A 20,689-nucleotide genomic window follows, 5' to 3' on the forward strand; every position below is an offset into this window, starting at 1 on the left:
TTTAACCATTACTATTTATTAAAAAATTATTATATATATTTTATCTTTTATGCCGATATTTTAAAAAAAATAACTAAAAAAATAATTTTAAAGTAAATATAAAGCAAATCAATTATTAAAATTAAAAACATTAATAATAACTTAATCAAATAATGAAAAACTAAATTAATTAATATGCATAGATAAAAATAAGTATTATTAAGTATTAAATACAAATATACATAAAAATAACGTAAAATAAAAGATTAAATTAATAAGAAATAAACTAAAAAGTAATACTGGAGTTTGAATATGAAAATTGAAAGCACAAATATGAAAAGTTTCATTGCATTATCCGACATCATATCTCTATTGAATATGGCATCAGGATTCTTATCAATCATATTTTCATTGAACCATGAGTTCAGCATAGCAGCAGTTCTCATGATAATTGCAATCATATTCGACTCAGCAGATGGTTGGGTAGCACGTAAGATAAATAGGCAAGATGAATTAGGTTTCGGGAAAAATATCGATTCACTATCCGATATTGTCTCATTCGGAGTTGCGCCAGCAGTACTCCTTTACGGCAGTATTAACACCACCCCAGGCATTTTTCAGATAATAGTAACCCTCGTTAGTTTATTGATTGTTGTTTGTGGAGTTTTAAGATTAACAAGATATAACGTGATTTCAGGTAAACTAGACACACAAGACTTTATTGGATTTCCAATTCCAAGCATGTCATTAATCATAGGATCATTTTATTTAAGTGGATTGTATAATCCATATGTTGCAATTTTATTAAGTATCATAGTTTCATTACTTATGATAAGTAACATAAGATATCCAAAATTTGATAACATTCCAGTAATTGCATTTTCATTCTTATTAATAATCATATTAATCCTTCCAATTGACATTATTTTATTTAATGTAAATATTCCTGCAGTATTATTACTATTATTCTGCCTATACTACCTAATAATTAATTTAATTAAAAAATGAGCAATTACTCCTATAATTAAATTATCCATCTATATTTATTCAAAATTAGGAGTATGAATAATGAATAATAAAAAACCAAGAGATCCATTATATCCGAAAGGTTTTGAAGAAACAAGAGAATTAAAAAACCAAATCTCAAAAGAATATTCAAAACCATCAAAAAAAGATGATGAATTAACACCATTAAAAAAATTAAACCATAAACTCGGAGTTTATTTAAGTCCAAATTCCGTGGAAATATCTGATGATGAAAAGAAGAAGAAAACAGGTATTATCATAACAACATTGATTTTAATTACATTAATCTCATCAGCATATTATTTTTTGATTTATGAACCCTCACAAGAAGAATTAACTCTTGCAAAAACCACAAAACTCAATGAATTACATGAATTATATTGTGGTCCGTTAACAACATCCCCAAATTCCTATTTATTGGAAGAAAAAATCAATGATGCCCATACTCCTGGAGAAATTGATCAAATAAATATAATGACTCTCGCAACAAAAGATTGGAAATCATTCCACAAAAAGTCAATTTATTCAAATGCAGACAAATACAACAGAACTATGGCAGTATACTCAAATGAAAGCAAAAATGTCATTCTTCCAACTGCCAAAGCAATACAAATTGTAAATGATAATAATGCTGAAGTATTATCCAAAATTAAATTTGAAGAACCAAATACAGTATCAGTTCCCATTTTGATTTCAAGACTTCAGGCAGGAGCAGGCCTTGTTAATGTCGGCAGCGTTGTGGATATCTACACCAATAATAACAGCACAAATGAGAATTACACCCCCAACAACACAAGTCCTGACATAAGTGGCTGTACTGTTCTGGCAATAATGAGATATGAGGACAATGGCGAAATTGATTCCGAATACTCAAAATCAAATACAATAGTGAAAGGAAACACTACAAATCCCAAAGAAAACACCAAAGAATTTTCATCCGATGTATTGGAATTACTAAAAGGATCACTTATTGATGGTTATGATGAAGAGAAAACTCTTGAAATGCTTAAAAATTATGGAGTGAAACTATCAAATTACGAAAGACAAATAAATCTAGGTGATTTGAATGCTCAATATATGCTTTTAATTGAAACACCACAAGACAAAGTGGATTATGTGATAAATAATATGGACAGTATCATATTAACCATTCCAACAACAAAAGCTCCAGATTGGATGATAAATGAAATAAGTTCCACGTACCAAGATTAAGAAAAGTATTATATTAGATTTAACAAATTTGATATTATGAATAAACCAACTATTTCAACTATAGTCATTATTATTTGTATATTAATAATTGGATTATATGCAATGGGTGAAGTGAATTACTTTTCATCCAAAATAGCTGTAGAAAGAAATATTGACTCTCCCTCTATTGTAATACCAAGCATTGGAGTACATGAAAAAATTAATAATGTATCCTTAAATCAAGGTGTTTTAAGTGACCCTGGGACAAATGTTCCAACTAATGATTATATTGCATTATATGGACATAGAACCCTCCAAGGTTCTCCATTCTTTAGATTGAATGAACTTTCAGCAGGAGATACATTACTTCTAGAATGGCCTGGTGTTGGTGAATTAAACTACACAGTAACAAATACAACTATCGTACCCGGGACTGCGGATGCACCAACAGAAGATAATGAATCATTATTCTTAATAACTTGTGATCCAATCGGTTCAACAGCAAACAGAATAATTGTTGAAGGAGAATTAGTAAATCAAAGTCCTATTAATGATAAAATCATTAAAGAAAATCCTCAGGAATCAAATGCATTCATAATAGCAGCAGTATTCCTTATAGTCGGAGGCATATTCAGTTATTTCTATCCAAAAGATAATAGGATATATATTTTAGCAGTTGTTTTAATAATTTCCGCATTATTATTCTATTTCTGCATTAGTCCAATACCATCTGAAATAATATATGAAAAAATCATATTTTTAAATGGAGGCCTGTAAATGGATGTCGATAAAGAATATTTTTCAAACATAACAACAAGAGAAAGAGCAATATTTGAAGGTGCAATTAGTATGGGTGCTTTATTCCATCAATTTGTAGGAACACCTGTAAACAAAGACACCAAAGAAGGTTTAGAAAAAAGTATGGAAGACTCTTTAAGATTGCAACCTGCAATTGAAGATATTGACGTTAAAATCAGATTTGATAAACTTGAAGAATCCATGACTGAGTTTGATTACACTTCTCTTAATGGTGATATGTTAGATGTAAAAATATATACAAAAGTAGACAATGTCAAAGCTACAATAAGGATTGAATTCATCGAAGAACTCAATTATCCTTTAATGTATGTAGAAGACATAACAGAAGATTAAAAATTAGAATATTTCTTTTAAATCTTCTAACAATTCTTTCAAATGAGTTAATTTAATATGATTCATTAATACAACCCTAATAGCTACCGGGCATTTAGCAACAGAAACTTTCCATCCTAATTCTTCTAATTTTTCTGCAAATTCATGAGCTTCAATATTAGGATGATTAAAAGCAACTAAATTTAATTCTGGTTCACAAATCACATCATAACCTATTTTTTCCAAGTTTTCCTTTAAGAATTTAGCATTATCCATTGATTCTTTAATTAACTTGGAATATCCTTCTTTTCCAAAATATTTCATAACAGCATAGGTAGCTGCAGAAGCTGCACCAGAACGTGTTCCTACAATTGTAGATTGAGTTTTAACAGTTAAATAAGGAGAATCAACTGCCATAACATCCAAATATTCTTCTTTCCTAAAAAGAATACCTCCAGCAGGAATAGGTGCTAAACCCATTTTATGAGGATCAATAGTTATAGAACAAACACCATCTAATGAAAAATCAAAGACTGGTAAATCATAACCCATATCTCTTAAAAATGGAATTGAAAATCCACCAAAAGCTGCGTCAACATGAAAATAAATATTATTTTCATAAGCTATTTTTGAGATTTCTTCAATTGGGTCTATTAAACCTAATTCAGTAGTACCTGCAATAGCAACAATTGCTACTGTTTTATCAGAAATTAAATCCTTAACTGATTCAACGTCAATTTTATAATTGTCATCAAGGTCTGCTTCAACAATTTTTAAGTTTAACATATCAGCCGCTTTCTTAAATGAAAAATGAGCTGATTCAGGGACGATTATTTCTCCATCAACAATCCCTTTATATTTTCTTGCATGATTTCTAGCAGCACGTATAGCCATGAGATTAGCTTCAGTACCACCAGTTACAATATGACCATATGGTTTTTCAATAGATAAAAGTTCACCTATATTTTCAATAACCTTATTTTCAATTAGTTTTGTACCTTTAAAAAGACCAGGATCTCCCAAATTAGTATCAATGAATTTGTAATAAACTTCTTTTGCAAAAGGATGTGCTTCTGTACACATGGATCCTAAAATTCTACCATCTGCATAATCATGATCCAATTGATGGAGTTCATCTAACTCTTTTAAAATAATATCTTTATCTATTGGTTTTTCGTCCATAAAATAACCTGAATTTAAAATTTAATAAAAAAAAATAAAAAAAGAAATAAAAGAATTATTCTAAACGTTGACGAGCAGCGTCAAGAATAATTTTTTGTTCAGCTCTAGCAACAGTTTTTCTAACTTCTGCTATAGCATCAGTGTTTGAAGATACACTTGTAATTCCAAAACCAACAAGTTTTTCAACAATACGAGGTACACTACCTGCTTGACCACAGATACTGCATTTAACACCAGCTGCAACACATTTTTTGATTGTCATTTCAATCAATTTCATTACTGCAGGGTGTTCTTCAGAATAGTGTTTTGCAACGTATTCATTGTTCCTGTCAACTGCAAGAGTGTATTGGGTTAAATCGTTGGTTCCTAAACTTACAAAGTCAATACCTACTGCAATGTAATCTTCAATAGTTAATGCAGCAGCTGGGATTTCAACCATCATACCGAACTCAACATCTTTTTGAGGTTCTAAACCAATTTCAGAACAGAGTGCTTTAGCTTGTTTGAGTTCTTCAGGACTTTGTGATAAAGGAATCATAATTCCAATATTAGTGTATCCTTGTTCATGTAATTTTTTAATAGCTTTGAATTCACATTTGAGAATTTCAGGTTGATCAAGTTCCCTTCTGATTCCTCTCCAACCGAGCATTGGGTTGTGTTCTTCAGGTTCGTTTTCTCCACCTTCTAATGTGATAAATTCATCAGTAGGAGCATCTAAAGTTCTGTACCACACTGGTTTTGGATAGAATTCATCAGCTACAATTTTAACGTTTTCTGCAATAGTATCAATTAATTCATCTTCTCTTCCATCAGCAATGAATTTTCCAGGGTGAATACCTGCAGTTAACATTAAATGTTCAGTTCTGAGTAAACCTACACCATCAGCACCAGTTGCAGCTGCTTTTGCTGCTGCTTCAGGCATGCTTACATTAGCTTTAACTTCAGTAACAGTAATAATTGGAGCTGCTCCAGCACTAGCTACTACTTGAACTGCTTCTTCTTTGTTTTCTGAAATTCCATCAAATACTAATCCTTTTTTACCATCAATAGTAACACCAGTATTTTCTTTTAATGCAGAAGTAGCATCTCCAGTACCTACAACACAAGGAATTCCAAGTTCACGGGAAATAATGGATGCGTGACAAGTTACTCCACCTTCATCAGTTACAATTCCGCTTGATTTTTTCATAGCAGGAACCATATCCGGAGTTGTCATAGTGGTAACCATAATGTCTCCATCTTTAATTTTATCTAATTCTTCAATATCTAAAATAATTTTAACATTACCAGAGGCCATACCGGGACTTGCACCAAGACCTCTTACTAAAACTTCACCAGTAGCAGAAGATTCAACAACATCTTCAGTAACATCACCTAATGTAGTGATAGGTCTTGCTTGTAATAAGAATAGGTTTCCTTTTTCAAATGCCCATTCAGTATCCATTGGTTCACCATAATGAGCTTGAACTCTTTTACCCATTTCAGTTAATTCAATGAGCTCTTCATCAGATAATACTCTTTCTTTTCTTAATTCATCTGGAACTTCAACTTTGACACTGGTCTCGTTTTCATCATTGATATACATGAATTTTTTGTCACTTACAGTAACATTGAGAATATCATTGTCTTTTTTAGCAACTTGATAGTTATCCGGAGTTACATCTCCAGATACAACAGATTCTCCAAGACCCCATGATCCTTCGATTAAAGCAATGTCTTCACCAGTAGATGGGTTTACAGTAAACATTACACCTGCTTTATCAGCATTTGCCATTTTTTGAACAACAACAGCAATTAAAACTTTGGAGTGTTCAAAATTGTTTTCTTCTCTGTAAAATATAGCTCTTGCTTCAAATAATGAAGCCCAACATTTCCTTACATATTCCAATACAGAATCAGTTCCGGAAACGTATAAATAAGTGTCTTGTTGACCTGCAAATGAAGCTTCAGGTAAATCTTCAGCAGTTGCAGAAGATCTAATTGCTACTTCAACATCATCTTCATCGCATCTTTGACAAAGTTGATTGTAAGCTTCAGTAATAAATAAAACCATGTCTTCAGGAATAGGAGCTTCAACAATAATAGCTTTGATTTCTTCAGCCGCAGCTTGAAGAGCTTTAGTATCATTGATATCAATTTCTTCAAGAATACTTAAAACTTGATCATTAATTCCTGTTTCAACCATGAATTTTTCATAAGTTTGTGCAGTTACTACAAAACCTGGAGGTACTGGAATACCTGCTTGGGTCAATTCACCCAAATTAGCACCTTTTCCACCAGCAATTGGAATATCAGATTTGTTTAAATCCTCAAATTTTTTAACATACATGAAATATAACCTCTTGGCTTGAAATATTAATACATTGACCAATAATTAAATAAACGTATAGTCAATATTATATAATAATATAAAATTTAAAGTTTAAATATTTAATTATAAAAAGCAAAAATTTAGTAAAAAAATCTATAAAATAGAAAAATAAAAAAAATAGTAAAAAATTTAGTTAAAAAATCTATTTAACTAAATCTGCACCTTTGTCAACAACAATTCTGCATGGAACTGGTAATTTCATACCTGCTCTTTTTAATGCAACTTTAGCTTGTTCAAAGTTTCTTTCGTTACAGTCGATAGTAACAATTCTTTGACCTTTTTTAACAATAGCTTCAACACTTACAGGTTTACCGAAAGCGTTTCTCATACCACTTTGTACCCTATCCGCACCTGCACCGGTTGCCATTGGGTTTTCTCTTACGATTTGGTGAGGGTAAACTCTTAATTTTAAGTGGTAACCCATTCTACCAGCAGCTCTTTGCATTAATCTGTTAGAAGCAATCCTTGCAGCTTCTAAAGAGTTGTGTCTAATGTGAGCTGGTTTTTTAACAACTAAACTTACAGATACTGGGAATTCATCTCTTAAATTACCCATATCATATTGTACAATTCTTGAATTTGGGGTTTTTCTAATATAATCTCTTCTTGTATAAGCACGAACCATTATAATTCCTCCGAAATAAATATGACATGATAAACATGTTTAATTAAAAATAGCTACAATATAATCAAATTCGATAATAGCTATAATAAAAATTACTATATCACAATAGATAGAATACTTAAATATATTAATTAAGTTATTAATAAATGTTACCATAATCTAGAAAAAATCTTAAAAAAAATTAAAAATAACAAATGTGAAAAGATGAAAATTAAAGGAAAAATATGCTTAGATTACAAGGACGAAGAATCAGCAAAAGTAGTGTTTGATTCATTAGAAATTGATAATGAAAATTATTTGGAATCTGAATTAAAAGAAAACAGAATAGTTTATGAAATTAACAGCACCACATTAGGCAGTTTCTTAGCAACAGCAGATGATTTAATTGCATCCGAAATTGTTGTTGAAAAAATATTGGATGCATCCCACTGAGTATCATCATTAGTGAAATAGATCTTTTTTACAAGAACCTTTAAAATTCATCATAAAAAGTTTTATATAATTATAAAAAAGATATATTAATTTATTATATTAATTCATTTAGAGCGTGTAATTTATGGAATGTTATTATCATCCTGACAAAGAAGGCACAAATACTTGTGCAATATGTGGAAAATCTGTTTGTGGAGACTGTAGTTTAGAGATTGCTGGTAAAGTTTACTGTAAAGAATGTTTAGAAAAAATTGTAGGCATGAGCATTCAAAATGCAGTTCCTGAAGAAAGCAAACCTGTTGAACAAGAACCTCTAGTAACAGAAGCACCTGCAGTAAGTGCAGATAATTCAATATATCAACCACAAGAAGAAACTGCTGATTTTGAGATACCATACACACCTCAAGAAGAAGTTCCTTCAAATGAATTCGAAGGAATAAGTAATGATTCCCCATATAACATTAAGGAGAATATCGAATACACCGGAGGACTCGAATCATCCTACACAACAGATTCAGAGATTAATCAACAACCTCAAGTTGCTCAAAATGAATTAGATATTCCTAAACAGACATTAACTCATAGGGAGAATACTGACTTCATCTATCCAGATCACACCTATGAACCACCAACTACAAGTGCTAGACAAGAATTAGAAGACAAATATGAAAAATATCTTGATGACTTGTACTTTGATGAAAATGAAATTCCATTAGGTGAACAATTAGCAAAAGATGAAGCACAATACGGATCTTTAACTAGAAAAGAGTATGTTCCTAAACCTAAGGAAGAACCAGAACCTCAAGAAGAAGTTATTGAACCGGAAATCCCAACCCCAGTAATGAGTAAACCAAAAATTGAAACTCCTGAAGAAATGGAAGCTAGAATCAGAGCTGAAATTTTAAAAGAACAAGGATTAATGACTGGAGACGTAAGTCTTAAAGATGAAGTTGAATCTAAAAAAGATAAAAAACGCTTCAGCTTAAGAAATAAAGATAAAAAAGAGAATAAAGATGAATTAATAACTGATATTGAAGACAAAAACATCCACAACATTAATTACAAAGATGAAAAAGAACCGATGGGTGTTGCTGACATATTATTAACAATAGTTTTAGTTATTGTGATTTTAGTTGTATTATACTACCTTGTTTACTTATTCTTGTTAAGTTCAACTTATCCAACATTCATGGATGCAGTATTTGCACTTCAAAATCCACAAAATGTTATTAACAGTCTTTTAACCCAATTATAATAATGAAATATTTTCATTATTTACTTTTTTTATAAATTTTTCCAATATTTCTTTATTTTTATAGCCTAAAATACGAATATTTGACGGATATTTATCAATATATTCTGAGATAATTTTTTTAGGAATAGGATTTTCCAAGATACTCAACACTCTTTGATGAAAATGAGATGAAAATCCATGCAAGATAGATTTTTCAAGATCTTTCAAGTTATCATATGGTCTATTCTCAACAATATTTTTAGCTAGTTTATCATTGAACATGTTCAATGCAGACAATTCATCTAAAGAGAAAGTATTTGCAGTGTTGAGAATTGATTCAACATCCCGAATTCCATAAATTATAGAATCATTTTTGATTTCCCTTTTTAAAACTTCAATTGTCTTTGAAGGCATCATATCTAAAACATTGCCAAAATTATCTTTCTGAATGCTTTCACGAATCAAAGTTCCACTTACTCCCTCAATTCTCTCAACAAAAATAAACTTGTTTGTATAATCAAACCCTATTTTACTTAGTGAATTTGAGAATGAAGTGATAACATAATTATCTTCCTCAAGCTTATCTTTTAAAACTGTTTCATGAGTAGTTTTATCTACAATTTTATAAGGTTTTGGAGCGATATGGTGGCCCAAATTTATTCTTTTTAAAATTTCATCAAAACCTTCTTTTGGTTTATATCCTCTTGGAATATAATCAGTATTTAAAGCCTTAAACATCTTGCAGAGACATAATGAATATTGTCCAGAACCCATTATTCCCATAGGTGGACCTTCAACAACAATATCCGCACCAACAGAGATGGCAATTTCTGCTCTAATTTCCCTTGGCAATATATATGGAATACCTCTACCACTTCTCTCAAATAACCCTGGTACAATAGCAACAAATAATGCGTTAGGAAACATATGTTTTGCAGTTTTCATGCAATGAAAATGGCCATTATGTAAAGGATTATACTCTGTGAAATCAGCAATCAAAGTTGCATCTGAAGAAGTGCCTGAAATCTCACAGTCCATATCAACATCATTGAAAAATAATTCCTTATCCCTTTTGAGAATATCTAAAACTTGAGACATGGAAATAAATATAATTTTTAAATTAAAAAAAACTTATGATTTAAAAATATGAAACTACAAATATGAAATTAAAAACCATAGGAGATTAACAATGGATTTAGTAATTAAAAATTGTAAGATGGTTGATAAAATTGGAGAATATTCAATTAAAGTAGAAAATGGCAAAATAACCGAAATATCAAAAACACCACTGAAAGCAGATGAAACAATTGATATCAATGGCAATTACATCATGCCTGGTTTTATTGACCCACACATACATTTCAGAGATCCAGGATTAACTCAAAAAGAAGATTTTAAAACCGGAAGTTTAAGTGCTGCAAATGGAGGATTTACAACCGTAATAGATATGCCAAATACACTCCCAAAAACAAACACATATGATGCACTTAAGGAAAAGATTGAAATCGCAGAAAAGAAATCTGTTGTTAACTTTGAACTTCAGGCAGGAACCAATGACCTTGAAGAAATGAAAAAAATGATTGAATTAGATCCTATTTCATTCAAGATATTCATGGATTTAGAAAGTGATGAAAGCTTAGAAAAAATATTTAAAGATTTATCAACATTAAAAGAAACCACAAAATATAATGGTCTTGTTGCTGTACACTGCGAGAAAAAATCCATTGTTGAAAGTGAAACTGCAAAATTAAAGGAAAAAAAAGAGAATACTCCTATTGACTACACTTATGCAAGACCAACAGAAAGTGAAGACGAATCTGTAAGGCAAGCTATTGAACTTGCAAGAGAGAATAATTTAAGATTACATATCTGTCACTTAAGTTCATCCAAAGCACTAGAAATGGCAAAAGATGCAAGTAAAAATATGTCTGTTTCATGGGAATTTACACCTCATCATTTATTGATGGATAATTCTGCATACAATACATATGGAACATTAATAAAAACAAATCCTCCATTAAGACCAAAAAACAAGAGCGTGAGAGTTAGTGACTTGGATGAAACATCAATAATCGGAACTGACCATGCACCACATACACTTGAGGACAAAACAAAAGGAGTGTGGAAATCCTCACCAGGAATACCAAATCTCGAAACTGTTGTTCCACTACTATTAACCGAAGTAAATAAAGGAAACATAAATTTGAGTATAATTCCAGACATATTATCTAAAAATGCTGCCAAAGTTTATGGTCTTGAAAACAAAGGAGAAATTGCAGTTGGAAAAGATGCTGATTTTACTGTAATTGATCTAAAACAAGAAGGTAAATTTGATATAGATACCTTTGAAACAAAAGCAGAATACTCTCCATTTGACGGTTGGACATACATTGGACAACCAGTAATGACAATAATAAACGGGAAACAAGTAATGAATAAATTATAAAATAATTTGTTTATTATTTTTTTATTAACTATTTTTTAAAAAAAAAGAAAAAATAAGGTGTGCGTGTTATCACACCTATTTGTAGCATAATGCATCTTCAGGACATGCTTCCATACATTGACCACATAAGGTACAGAATCCTGCAATTGGTAATTTAGGATTTTCTGTTTTGTGAATCATATCGTAAGGACATGCTTCGATACAGTCACCACATTGATCACATTTAGATGGGTTGAATGCAATTCTGTCTCTAGCAACAGCTTCGCCGTTGATAGTTACTTCGTATTGTTCAACTTTCAATGCGTCGTTGGAACACATTGCAGCACAAGCTCCACATCTAATACAACTGGTGAAAGATGGTTCATCATCAGTTTCTACTAAAGCAGGACATAACATACCAGTTTTGGTAACTACACGAATAGCTTCAGTAGGACATTTGTTAGCACATGCACCAATGAAGTCACATTTTTCTAGATCTCTTCCGATACCTTCTGCATCCACAGGAGTACCTTCACCCCATTCAACATCAATTTCCAATGCGTCAACAGGACAAAGATTTACACATAAACCACATGCAGCACATACGCTAGGAATAGCAACAGTTAAACTGGAACTGTTAGCAGCAATGAAGTCCCCAGGACATGCTTCTACACAAGTGTTACATCCAATACATTTAGCTGAATCGAAAGTAAATGATTTAATTTCTTTAGTACGTTTAATAGGTTTTTTCTCGGAAATGAAAATTGCATTCCAAGGACAAGTTTGGGAACATAATCCACATCTGATACAATTATCATTTACAGTAACTGGACTACCTACTTCATCAAGAGTAATTGCATTTACAGGACAAGGTTCTACACAAGTTCCACATCCAACACAATCTTTGATGTATACAGGACCTTTACCTTTGAGATCTAAGTCACATTCAGCAGGTTCTTTAACACCAGGAATACCAATTACGTCAACTGGGCAAATGTCAACACATTTTTGACACATTACACAGAAACCTTCAACTTCTTTTAATTTTGTACCAGTGACTTTAACAGTTTCTTGTGGGCAGACTTCTTCACATTTACCACATTGGTCACATAAAACAGAGTTGAATACTAATCTTGCTTGGGAAACTCCTTCAGCAATTTCGTAGTCTTCTACTTTTAATGCACCATTAGGACAAACGTCAGCACATTTTGGCTCTCCACCACAAGTGTCACAGTGTACAATAGCGGTTGGTGTTACTTCAATAGCTGAAGTAGGACATGTACCTTCACATGCCCCACATTTAATACAGCCATCTTCATTAAATACAATCATTAATAAACCCCCTTAAATTTAGAATTTTTTAATGAGGTTTCCTTCACTGTCTACAATATTTACTTCAGCTAATCTCATTTGACTATCCATTGAGTGAGTAGCACAAGATAAACATGGGTCGTAAGCTCTGATAACCATTTCCATTAAGTTGAAAATTTTGTCATCTACTTCAACACCAGGTTTGATGTAATCTTTAGCAACTTGGTGAATACCCATTTCCATAGCTGGGTTGTTTTGGATTGTAGCAACAACAATGTTAGCTTTAGTACATAATCCATTGTCATCAGATTCGTAATGGTGGATTAAAGTACCACGAGGAGCTTCTACAATACCTACACCTTTACCTTCAGTTCTTTCTAATTCATCTGGGAATTTTTGACCAGATAAATCTCCTTCTAATGCGTTAGCAGCACATTCAGCAGATGCTAATAATTCAATGAGTCTAGCATAGTTGAATAATAATGGTGCTTGAGCATATCCGAAAGCATCACGGAAGTCTTTGAGAGCTTCTCTTGCGAGAGGTGCTTCAGCAGGCATGTCGTCACAAACATTGATCCTGGATAATGGTGCAACTCTGTAAATACCTTCTGGGTATCCTAATTCTTTAATGTATGGGAATTTTAACCAGGAGTAAGGTTTTACATGTTCAGCAACAATATCAGTATATTCAGCATTTCTGTATTCTAAAAGGTCGCTTCCATCTTTATCTTTGATTCTAACGTTACCGTTATATACATCCCAAGTTCCATCAGGTTTTACGAGACCACAGTGTCTGGTGTCACCGAAGTTACCTAAAGATGAGATTAAGTCGATGTTTTCTTCAAATACAGGAATAGCTAAGTCTAAAGTAGCTTGTGCTAATTCTACGTTTTGTTTAGCTCTTGCGAGTAAATCTTTTTGAGTTTCATCATCTAATTCTGTAGAAATACCACCAGGAGTGGAAGAAGTAGGGTGAATTGGACGACCACCGATTTTTCTAACAATTTCTAAACCGTTTCTTCTGATGTTAATAGCTTGAAGAGCTAATTCAGGCATGTCTTTAATAACTTGGAAAACATTTCTAGTTTTTCTAGTTCCGTTAGGAATGATTAAATCTGGTGCAGCTAAGAAGTAGAAATGAAGAGCGTGGGAGTGCATGTATGAACCCCAGTTCATGATTTCTCTCATTCTGTATGCATCAGGTAAAATTTCATTGTCATCAAATCCGAAAATTTGGTCAACAGCTTTAGCTGCTGCTAAGTGGTGTTGTACATCACAAATACCACAGATTCTAGGTACGATTCTTGGTAATTCTTCTACAGGACGACCTTGTAAGAATTTTTCGAATCCTCTGAATTCCATAACGTGTAATCTTGTTTCTTCGACGTTTCCAGCATCGTCAAGGTGTACAGTAATTTTTGCGTGTCCTTCGATACGGGTAACAGGTTCCATAGTAAGTTTAACCATCTTATTCTCCTCCTTTCTGCATTTTCATTGGAACTAAAGCTGCAGGTAATGTGTAAGTGTAGAAAGTACCTACAATATCATCTAATTGGTCAGCAACAATTTCAGGATCTACAGTTTTATCTTCTTGTACACCGTAGTCAGATGCAATAGCACTGATCATTTTTGCTCCTTGATCTAATACTTTTGCAGTAGGACCGTAACATCCTCTACATTGGATACCAATGGAAGGACATTCTGCACCACATAAAGATACGGTTGCAGGACCCAAACATACTAATCCTTGACTAATTAAACATAAATCAGCTTCAGGTGCACCTAATTCGAATTGTCTTTTAATAAAGTCCATAGCTAAACCAGCAGGTGGTTTTTCTCTAGGACATACTTCACAAAGGTTAGTGGAAGGTAATTCGATAGTTTCGCCTTTTAATAATGTTAAAATAGCTTCAGCTACAACATCAGAACGAGGTGGGCAACCTGGAATCATTAAGTCAATATCCATAGTTTCAGTGATAGGTCTTACTCTACTTTCGAGGTGAGGTACCTCTTCATGTGGAATAATTCCTTCAGGGTTTACAGTAGATACAGAGTTAATGTATGCTTCTTCTTCTAATTCTTCAACAGTCCATAAGTTTCCAAGACCTGGAACACCACCGTAGCAAGAACAGGTTCCGTAAGCAATAACCATATTTGCTTTTTCATTTAACATTTCTGATAATTCTCTGTTTTCATCGTTTCTGATTCCACCTTCAACGATGAGAATGTCTAACTCAGGTACTTCATCATATTTAGTATCCATAAGTACAGGAGAGAATTCGAAATCAGCGAATTCCATAACATCAATTAAAGATTCGTGGAAATCTGCAATGGATAAGTGGCATCCGGAACATCCGCCAAACCACATAGTTCCTATTTTTACTTTATCTGCCATATTAATTCCTCCAATTTATTCCTCAACATTTAATTGTTCTTTTAATGGAGCTGGACCTAATCCTTTGATTCTGCTAACCATCATTTTAACAGCTTCAGAGAATTTTTCACCTTCGGATGCGGAAATCCAGTCGTGGTGAAGTCTTTCTTTTCCAATTCCCATATCTTCGACTAATTTATAAACTAATCTCATTCTACGATCTAATTTATAGTTACCAGCATCATAGTGGCAGTCACCCATGTGACATCCAGCTACAAATACCCCATCAGCACCTTCTTTAAATGCTTTTAAAATAAATTGTGGGTCAATTCTTCCAGAACACATTACACGAATAACTCTGATATTCGGTGGGTATTGCATACGTGCAGTACCAGCTGTGTCTGCTCCTCCATAGGAACACCAGTTGCAACAAAACATTACAATTTTTACATCATCAGCCATAGAGTTTCTCCTCCTCTATAAATATTTCTCCAATTCAGAAAAACATTTTTGCTCTTCTGAACCAATTTTAAACTTTTTTAAAAAATTTTAAAATTTTCTTTTTAAAGAATACCGTTTAGGTATGCCTTAAAAACACAATTTCTGTACGTAATGAGCTAGCTCAGCATTACATTATGTACTAATTAATATATTTTATTTATAATTAATATAAAGGTTACTTAGACAAAAAAGTCAAAAGATTTATATACTAAAAAAAGAGTCTTAATAAAAATAAAATGAATATTAATAACTAAGAAAAAAAGAAAAAATAGATGGAATTACATTCCATCAAGACTCATATCAATCATTTTTTGAGTCTGTTGAGCCAATTCATCAGGAAGGCCTGTAATATCCATGTTTAAGAATCCTCTAACAATCATAGATTCAGCTTCTTCTTCAAGAATTCCACGAGAAGTCAAGTAGTTAATTTCATCTTCAGAAATTTTACCAACAGCTGCTTCGTGAGACATCTCCAAATTAGTTGAACTAGCTTGAAGTTCAGGAACTGCATAAATGAAACTATCATCAGACAATACTAATCCATGACATTCCAAATGCCCCTTAACATCAGGAACAGTACCAGCCAAATGACCTCTAGCAAAAATTTGAGATTCATCTTGAGCAACTGCTCTTGAGATAACTTCAGCTTTAGCTCCTTCTGCATTCAATAATGCTCTTGATCCAACATCAATAATAGAATCTTTTTTACCACCTTGAATACTTTGGAAGATAGCACGTGAATTTTTACCATCACAGTATGCAGTAGGGAAAGATTGGATACTGCTTACAGGACTTGTCAAAATGTAATTGTTGATATAAGTTGTATTATCCGCTAATTTAATACCTGTTCTTGGACGTACAGCAACTTGTTCTGCCCAATTATGAACCATTGTGAAAGTTATTTTTGAACCAGGTTTTAAATACATTTCAGAAACACCAACATGCATTGCAGATGAAATGTCATCACCAGTTGCACAACCTGTAATTAAGTGCAATTCTGAATTTTCTTCTGCAATAATGATGTTGTGAGCAGTTTGCATAATATCTTCATCACTGATAAACATACAAGCTTGTACAGGCATTACTTCTTTAGTACCTGGAAGAGATCTTACAAAGTAACCGCTTGTTACTCCTTCCTCTTTTTCTCTTAATGCAGTTTTTGCAGTGTATTTATCAGCATCCGGTTTAACTACATTCCACATGTAGTCTTCCAACCAATGATATTTATCCAATGCAACAGCCATATTCATTACTTCAATTGAATCAGAAATGGAATTGTTAGTAAAAATATTACTTTGATCAACTTGTAAAAAGGATCCTGACCTGTTTTCTTCAGTTGTATCAACACCAACTTTTAATAAGTCTTTTTTTGTCTGTTTTTTCAAATCATCCAAATCATCAATCATATCAATTGCATTGATTGTTTCATCAGAGAAATTTTCAATTGTTACATCAACTCCAAGAGCTGCTTTTTTATCTTTTGCTCTTTCAGCATCCTCATAAACATTGCGCACACTCAACACATCCATTAAAACCATTTTTTCTAATATCTTCAAGAATTTCACTAGGATTTCCTGAACAGGAAATAACTCCATCTATTAAAACATGTGCTTTATCTGCACTAACAAAGTTTAAAATATAACCTAAGTGAGTAATTAAAAGACCACTTCTTTTTCTACTACGTTGTGGTTTGTCCTTATCCAATAGAGTTCCGATTTCGGAAGCTAATAACTCTACATTTTCAATATCCACACCAGAATCAGGTTCATCAAACATAGTAAAATCAGGCATTTGAGCAAGTAATTGTAAGATTTCAGAACGTTTTACCTCCCCACCTGAAAATCCTAAATTAACATCACGGTCTAAAAACTCATCACTGAACTTAAGCTGATCAGCCAATTGTTTCATTCTTGGATTTAATTCATCTTTAACATCTTGGTTAGAAATAATTTTTAACAAATCTCCTACAGAAATTCCTCTAATTGCAGGAGGAGTTTGGAAACTAACACCAATACCTAATTTAACTCTTTCAGCAGTGCTTAATTCAGTAATATCTTGACCTTTAAATTTAATAGAACCCTCAACAACGTTATAATTTGGGAATCCTAAAATAGTTAAAAATAAAGTACTTTTACCAGCACCATTTGGTCCTAAAAGAACATGAGTTTCACCTTCAGCAATTGAAAGGTTAACTCCTTTTAAAACTCTTTTTCCGGCTACTTCAACAGCCAAATTTTCTATTTCAAGTAACATATAATCACCTTATAACATCAAATATTTTATAACATTATAAATTTTGTTTAACAAAATATATAAAATTTAATAAAACATTGCGAAAATATTGAAAGAAAAAGTAAATAAAAAAATAATTAAAAAAAGAGAATAACTGAAATTATTCAGTTACAATAATAAATTCGCCAACTTTTTCAACTTTAGCGAAAGGAACTAATAATAAATCGCCGTTTCTTTTAGCACCTTTAACATGGATATTACGATCACTTTCAACTCTAATAGCAATATCCACGATTTTACCAGTTTTTTCATTGATAATTAATTCATCAAGAACTCCAAGGATACGTGCATTGTTGGTAGCTACTTGATAGTTTTTAATTTCACTCCATAATTTCTCTTCTCTTCTAGGAATTTGTTTTTGTTCCATTAAATCACCTGATAAAAATTAAATTTAGTTATATAAATATTTAATTTCATTATATTTAAATATAGTATTCTTTGTACAGCCTTTCTGCAACTTTACTATCCAAAAGAGTATTAATATTCAATGCTAATTCCACTTTTGGAATAACAATTTGAGTTTCATCTTGGACAATATTCATACTCTTTAATACATTCAATCCAGAAGGAACATTTCCATTGAATTCATATGAATAATCCAAACCCAAATCTTCAAATATTTCCACTGGAACTTGAACAGACAATGCATCCTTGTCTGATTTCAAATAACAATCCAAAACATCATCCACAGTTTCAGCAGAAATAAACGGTAAATCTGCATTAATAAAAAGCAAAATGTCTTCTTTAGATCTATTTTCAAAGTAATCTAAAATATATGATAAATCAACCAAATAATCCTTTCCGGAAGTATTTAAAATTTCAAAATCATCATCCAATGATTCAAGATATCTGGTAGTTTCACAAGAGTGAGGACTAACAGTAATTATTATTTTATCGATTAATTTAGATTCTTTTAAATTATCAAGTACATATTTAATTAAAGGTTTATCATGTAATTCAAAAAGAGGTTTTTCGCAAGGAACCTTGAGTCTAGTTCCCCTACCTCCAGCCATCAAAATTGCATAAATCATGATAAACCACATTATATTTAAGCGAATTTACCGCCAGCCATTTTCATACGATCTTTAAGAATACATCTACCACCTTGTTTTCCACCAATAGGAACTTTAGGAGTACCCATTGAATTCATACAACGAGCCATGATAGCAGACCCTAAAGCAAGACCATCTTCAACAAATACAACATTATCAAATCTATCTTGAACAGATTCCAAAATAAGTTGTGGTTTGCGACCAGTAATACCAGCTCTTCCGGTAATACCTAAAGCTGAACCTGGAACTATAACCTTTTCTTCAAATGCAACATCCAATAATCTTGTAACAATATTTGTACTTACATAATCCAAAGTGGAAAGCAATGTTGGAAGACCATCTGCATCATAGAATTGTGCACCCAATTCCATTAATTCACCTAATTTATCCCCGTTAACACCAACATCACAACCAATTAATGTGGTTCCTGCTTTTGTAGCAGCTTCATAATTTAATGGAACAGTACCAAATCTTTCAACATCAGGAACTTTACAGATATTAATTAATTTATGAGCCTCAAGTGCATTAGCCTGAGCTTTTTTATGATTAGCTTTTTTCATTGCTTTTTCAGAGAATAAATCTAATGCAGCACCATTTTTCTTATCAATTAAACCAGAACCTCTAGCAATTGAATCACTGACAACCCCTGCTAAACCTAAGAAGTTACCAATAGTGTTAGCATACGGTTCATTGTCATTTACAATACGACCTGCTAAAGTAGAACCGAAGTCAAGGGAAACACATGGGTTTCTATAATCCACATCAGTCCATTTTGCACCTAGTTTAATACCTGCAGTAACAAGTTCACCTTCCATTTCATTTGCAACAGTTTCTTTTCCTTCAGGAGGAACTACACTAACAACAGCCCCATCAAACATGATATTTTCTAAAAGAGAATGTTTTTGCAATCTTTCAGGAAGTTGGGAAATACTCATCGCAGGAGACATTTTACGAGGAGGAATATCTGCTTCAAGACAACCATCTGCAAGTGCAATAATAAGTTGACCTGCCTCTTCAGCAGTTGCAAAACCTGCAGTTACACCAGTTGATCTTACAACGAAATCCAAATCTTTATCCTTATCAACATTACATTTTCTTAAAGCTTCTAAAACAGTGTCCCTGACCAATTCAGTTACAGCTTCTTTGGAAAGTTCAATACCCCAAACTGTTTTACCGAATACTTTCTCACCTGCTTTAGGTTTTCTGATATCCCTTGTCATTTTAACTGTTTTATTGAGCAAATAAGATTCACTTGTGTTTAAGTTTGTTGCCATGACAATACACTTTGTAGTAGTGTTACCTAATTCAACAGATGCAGTTACATAAAAAGTATCAGGTTTTTTAACAACACCTGGACTTGCAGGACCTGCTTTTTGAGCAGTTAATGTACCTAAATTGCCTTCCCTTGATTTAGCAATAACAGGTTTAGGACCTTTGTTAAAAATTTTACTTAAAAAAGACATTTTATAACCTCGAGTATAATTAAATTATAATATCTTTTTATGATAATATAAATTTTATTAAAATAAGTTAGAGCAAAATAAGTTATAATCTTAAAAAAAA

At 32.2% G+C, this 20,689-nt stretch carries 20 protein-coding genes; 7 read left to right on the plus strand and 13 right to left on the minus strand.

Features of this window, described 5'->3' with window-relative positions:
- The first annotated feature begins 291 nt into the window (after window positions 1-291).
- From MR875_02690 to MR875_02705, 4 genes are read left to right on the plus strand one after another with little or no spacing between them, the layout of a single operon-like run.
- Complete coding sequence (locus MR875_02690; protein MCI6993757.1) at window positions 292-987, plus strand: archaetidylserine synthase; 696 nt, start codon at window positions 292-294, stop codon at window positions 985-987.
- A gap of 60 nt (window positions 988-1,047) precedes the next feature.
- The gene (locus tag MR875_02695) at window positions 1,048-2,217 is read left to right on the plus strand and encodes a DUF515 domain-containing protein (GenBank protein MCI6993758.1); all 1,170 of its coding nucleotides are present in this window, start codon (window positions 1,048-1,050) and stop codon (window positions 2,215-2,217) included.
- Between the two features lie 36 nt (window positions 2,218-2,253).
- On the plus strand, window positions 2,254-2,973 hold the full coding sequence (locus tag MR875_02700) for a class E sortase (protein ID MCI6993759.1): 720 nt from the start codon (window positions 2,254-2,256) through the stop codon (window positions 2,971-2,973).
- Window positions 2,974-3,348 carry a dihydroneopterin aldolase family protein gene (locus MR875_02705; protein MCI6993760.1) on the plus strand — a complete coding sequence of 125 codons (375 nt, stop codon included), beginning with the start codon at window positions 2,974-2,976 and terminating at the stop codon, window positions 3,346-3,348.
- A gap of 3 nt (window positions 3,349-3,351) precedes the next feature.
- Here MR875_02705 and mfnA read toward each other — a convergent pair whose 3' ends face one another.
- The 3 genes from mfnA to rplJ form a co-directional block, all read right to left on the minus strand.
- Entirely contained in the window at window positions 3,352-4,509 is a 1,158-nt protein-coding gene (mfnA, locus tag MR875_02710; GenBank protein MCI6993761.1) for a tyrosine decarboxylase MfnA, read from the minus strand.
- A 55-nt stretch (window positions 4,510-4,564) separates the two neighbouring features.
- Window positions 4,565-6,838, minus strand: coding sequence for a phosphoenolpyruvate synthase (ppsA, locus tag MR875_02715; protein ID MCI6993762.1), 2,274 nt, complete (start codon window positions 6,836-6,838; stop codon window positions 4,565-4,567).
- Between the two features lie 184 nt (window positions 6,839-7,022).
- Window positions 7,023-7,505: a 50S ribosomal protein L16 gene (rplJ, locus tag MR875_02720; GenBank protein MCI6993763.1), complete on the minus strand. Its 483-nt coding sequence runs from the start codon at window positions 7,503-7,505 to the stop codon at window positions 7,023-7,025.
- A 204-nt stretch (window positions 7,506-7,709) separates the two neighbouring features.
- Here rplJ and MR875_02725 point away from each other — a divergent pair, with 204 nt between their 5' ends.
- The gene (locus tag MR875_02725) at window positions 7,710-7,937 is read left to right on the plus strand and encodes a hypothetical protein (protein ID MCI6993764.1); all 228 of its coding nucleotides are present in this window, start codon (window positions 7,710-7,712) and stop codon (window positions 7,935-7,937) included.
- Between the two features lie 124 nt (window positions 7,938-8,061).
- Window positions 8,062-9,192 carry an ATPase gene (locus tag MR875_02730; GenBank protein ID MCI6993765.1) on the plus strand — a complete coding sequence of 377 codons (1,131 nt, stop codon included), beginning with the start codon at window positions 8,062-8,064 and terminating at the stop codon, window positions 9,190-9,192.
- Here the strand turns inward: MR875_02730 and MR875_02735 are convergent.
- The gene (locus MR875_02735) at window positions 9,187-10,269 is read right to left on the minus strand and encodes a nucleotidyltransferase family protein (GenBank protein MCI6993766.1); all 1,083 of its coding nucleotides are present in this window, start codon (window positions 10,267-10,269) and stop codon (window positions 9,187-9,189) included. The genes MR875_02730 and MR875_02735 overlap by 6 nt on opposite strands.
- Window positions 10,270-10,360: 91 nt before the next feature.
- On the opposite strand from MR875_02735, the gene MR875_02740 reads away from it, so the two are divergent.
- Window positions 10,361-11,617, plus strand: a complete 1,257-nt coding sequence (locus MR875_02740; GenBank protein ID MCI6993767.1) for a dihydroorotase family protein — start codon at window positions 10,361-10,363, stop codon at window positions 11,615-11,617.
- Between the two features lie 75 nt (window positions 11,618-11,692).
- Here the strand turns inward: MR875_02740 and MR875_02745 are convergent, their stop codons facing one another.
- From MR875_02745 to MR875_02785, 9 genes are all read right to left on the minus strand, one after another.
- Window positions 11,693-12,928 (minus strand): 4Fe-4S binding protein, encoded by a 1,236-nt coding sequence (locus MR875_02745; protein MCI6993768.1) that lies wholly within the window; start codon window positions 12,926-12,928, stop codon window positions 11,693-11,695.
- A gap of 18 nt (window positions 12,929-12,946) precedes the next feature.
- Entirely contained in the window at window positions 12,947-14,374 is a 1,428-nt protein-coding gene (locus MR875_02750) for a Ni/Fe hydrogenase subunit alpha (GenBank protein MCI6993769.1), read from the minus strand.
- A gap of 1 nt (window position 14,375) precedes the next feature.
- Window positions 14,376-15,302 (minus strand): F420-nonreducing hydrogenase, encoded by a 927-nt coding sequence (locus MR875_02755; protein MCI6993770.1) that lies wholly within the window; start codon window positions 15,300-15,302, stop codon window positions 14,376-14,378.
- A 15-nt stretch (window positions 15,303-15,317) separates the two neighbouring features.
- Window positions 15,318-15,743, minus strand: a complete 426-nt coding sequence (locus MR875_02760; protein MCI6993771.1) for a hydrogenase iron-sulfur subunit — start codon at window positions 15,741-15,743, stop codon at window positions 15,318-15,320.
- 317 nt (window positions 15,744-16,060) lie between these two features.
- Entirely contained in the window at window positions 16,061-17,311 is a 1,251-nt protein-coding gene (locus tag MR875_02765) for a SufD family Fe-S cluster assembly protein (protein ID MCI6993772.1), read from the minus strand.
- Complete coding sequence (locus MR875_02770) at window positions 17,280-18,035, minus strand: ABC transporter ATP-binding protein (GenBank protein MCI6993773.1); 756 nt, start codon at window positions 18,033-18,035, stop codon at window positions 17,280-17,282. The genes MR875_02765 and MR875_02770 overlap by 32 nt, the downstream gene beginning before the upstream one ends.
- Window positions 18,036-18,174: 139 nt before the next feature.
- Window positions 18,175-18,441, minus strand: a complete 267-nt coding sequence (locus MR875_02775; protein MCI6993774.1) for a PRC-barrel domain-containing protein — start codon at window positions 18,439-18,441, stop codon at window positions 18,175-18,177.
- A 55-nt stretch (window positions 18,442-18,496) separates the two neighbouring features.
- Window positions 18,497-19,105, minus strand: coding sequence for an NTP transferase domain-containing protein (locus tag MR875_02780; GenBank protein MCI6993775.1), 609 nt, complete (start codon window positions 19,103-19,105; stop codon window positions 18,497-18,499).
- 17 nt (window positions 19,106-19,122) lie between these two features.
- A complete protein-coding gene (locus MR875_02785; GenBank protein ID MCI6993776.1) occupies window positions 19,123-20,589 on the minus strand; it encodes a methanogenesis marker 14 protein in 1,467 nt (488 codons plus the stop codon).
- Between the last annotated feature and the right edge of the window lie 100 nt (window positions 20,590-20,689).

This window comes from Methanobrevibacter sp. (assembly GCA_022775905.1).
Taxonomy (GTDB): Archaea; Methanobacteriota; Methanobacteria; order Methanobacteriales; family Methanobacteriaceae; genus Methanocatella.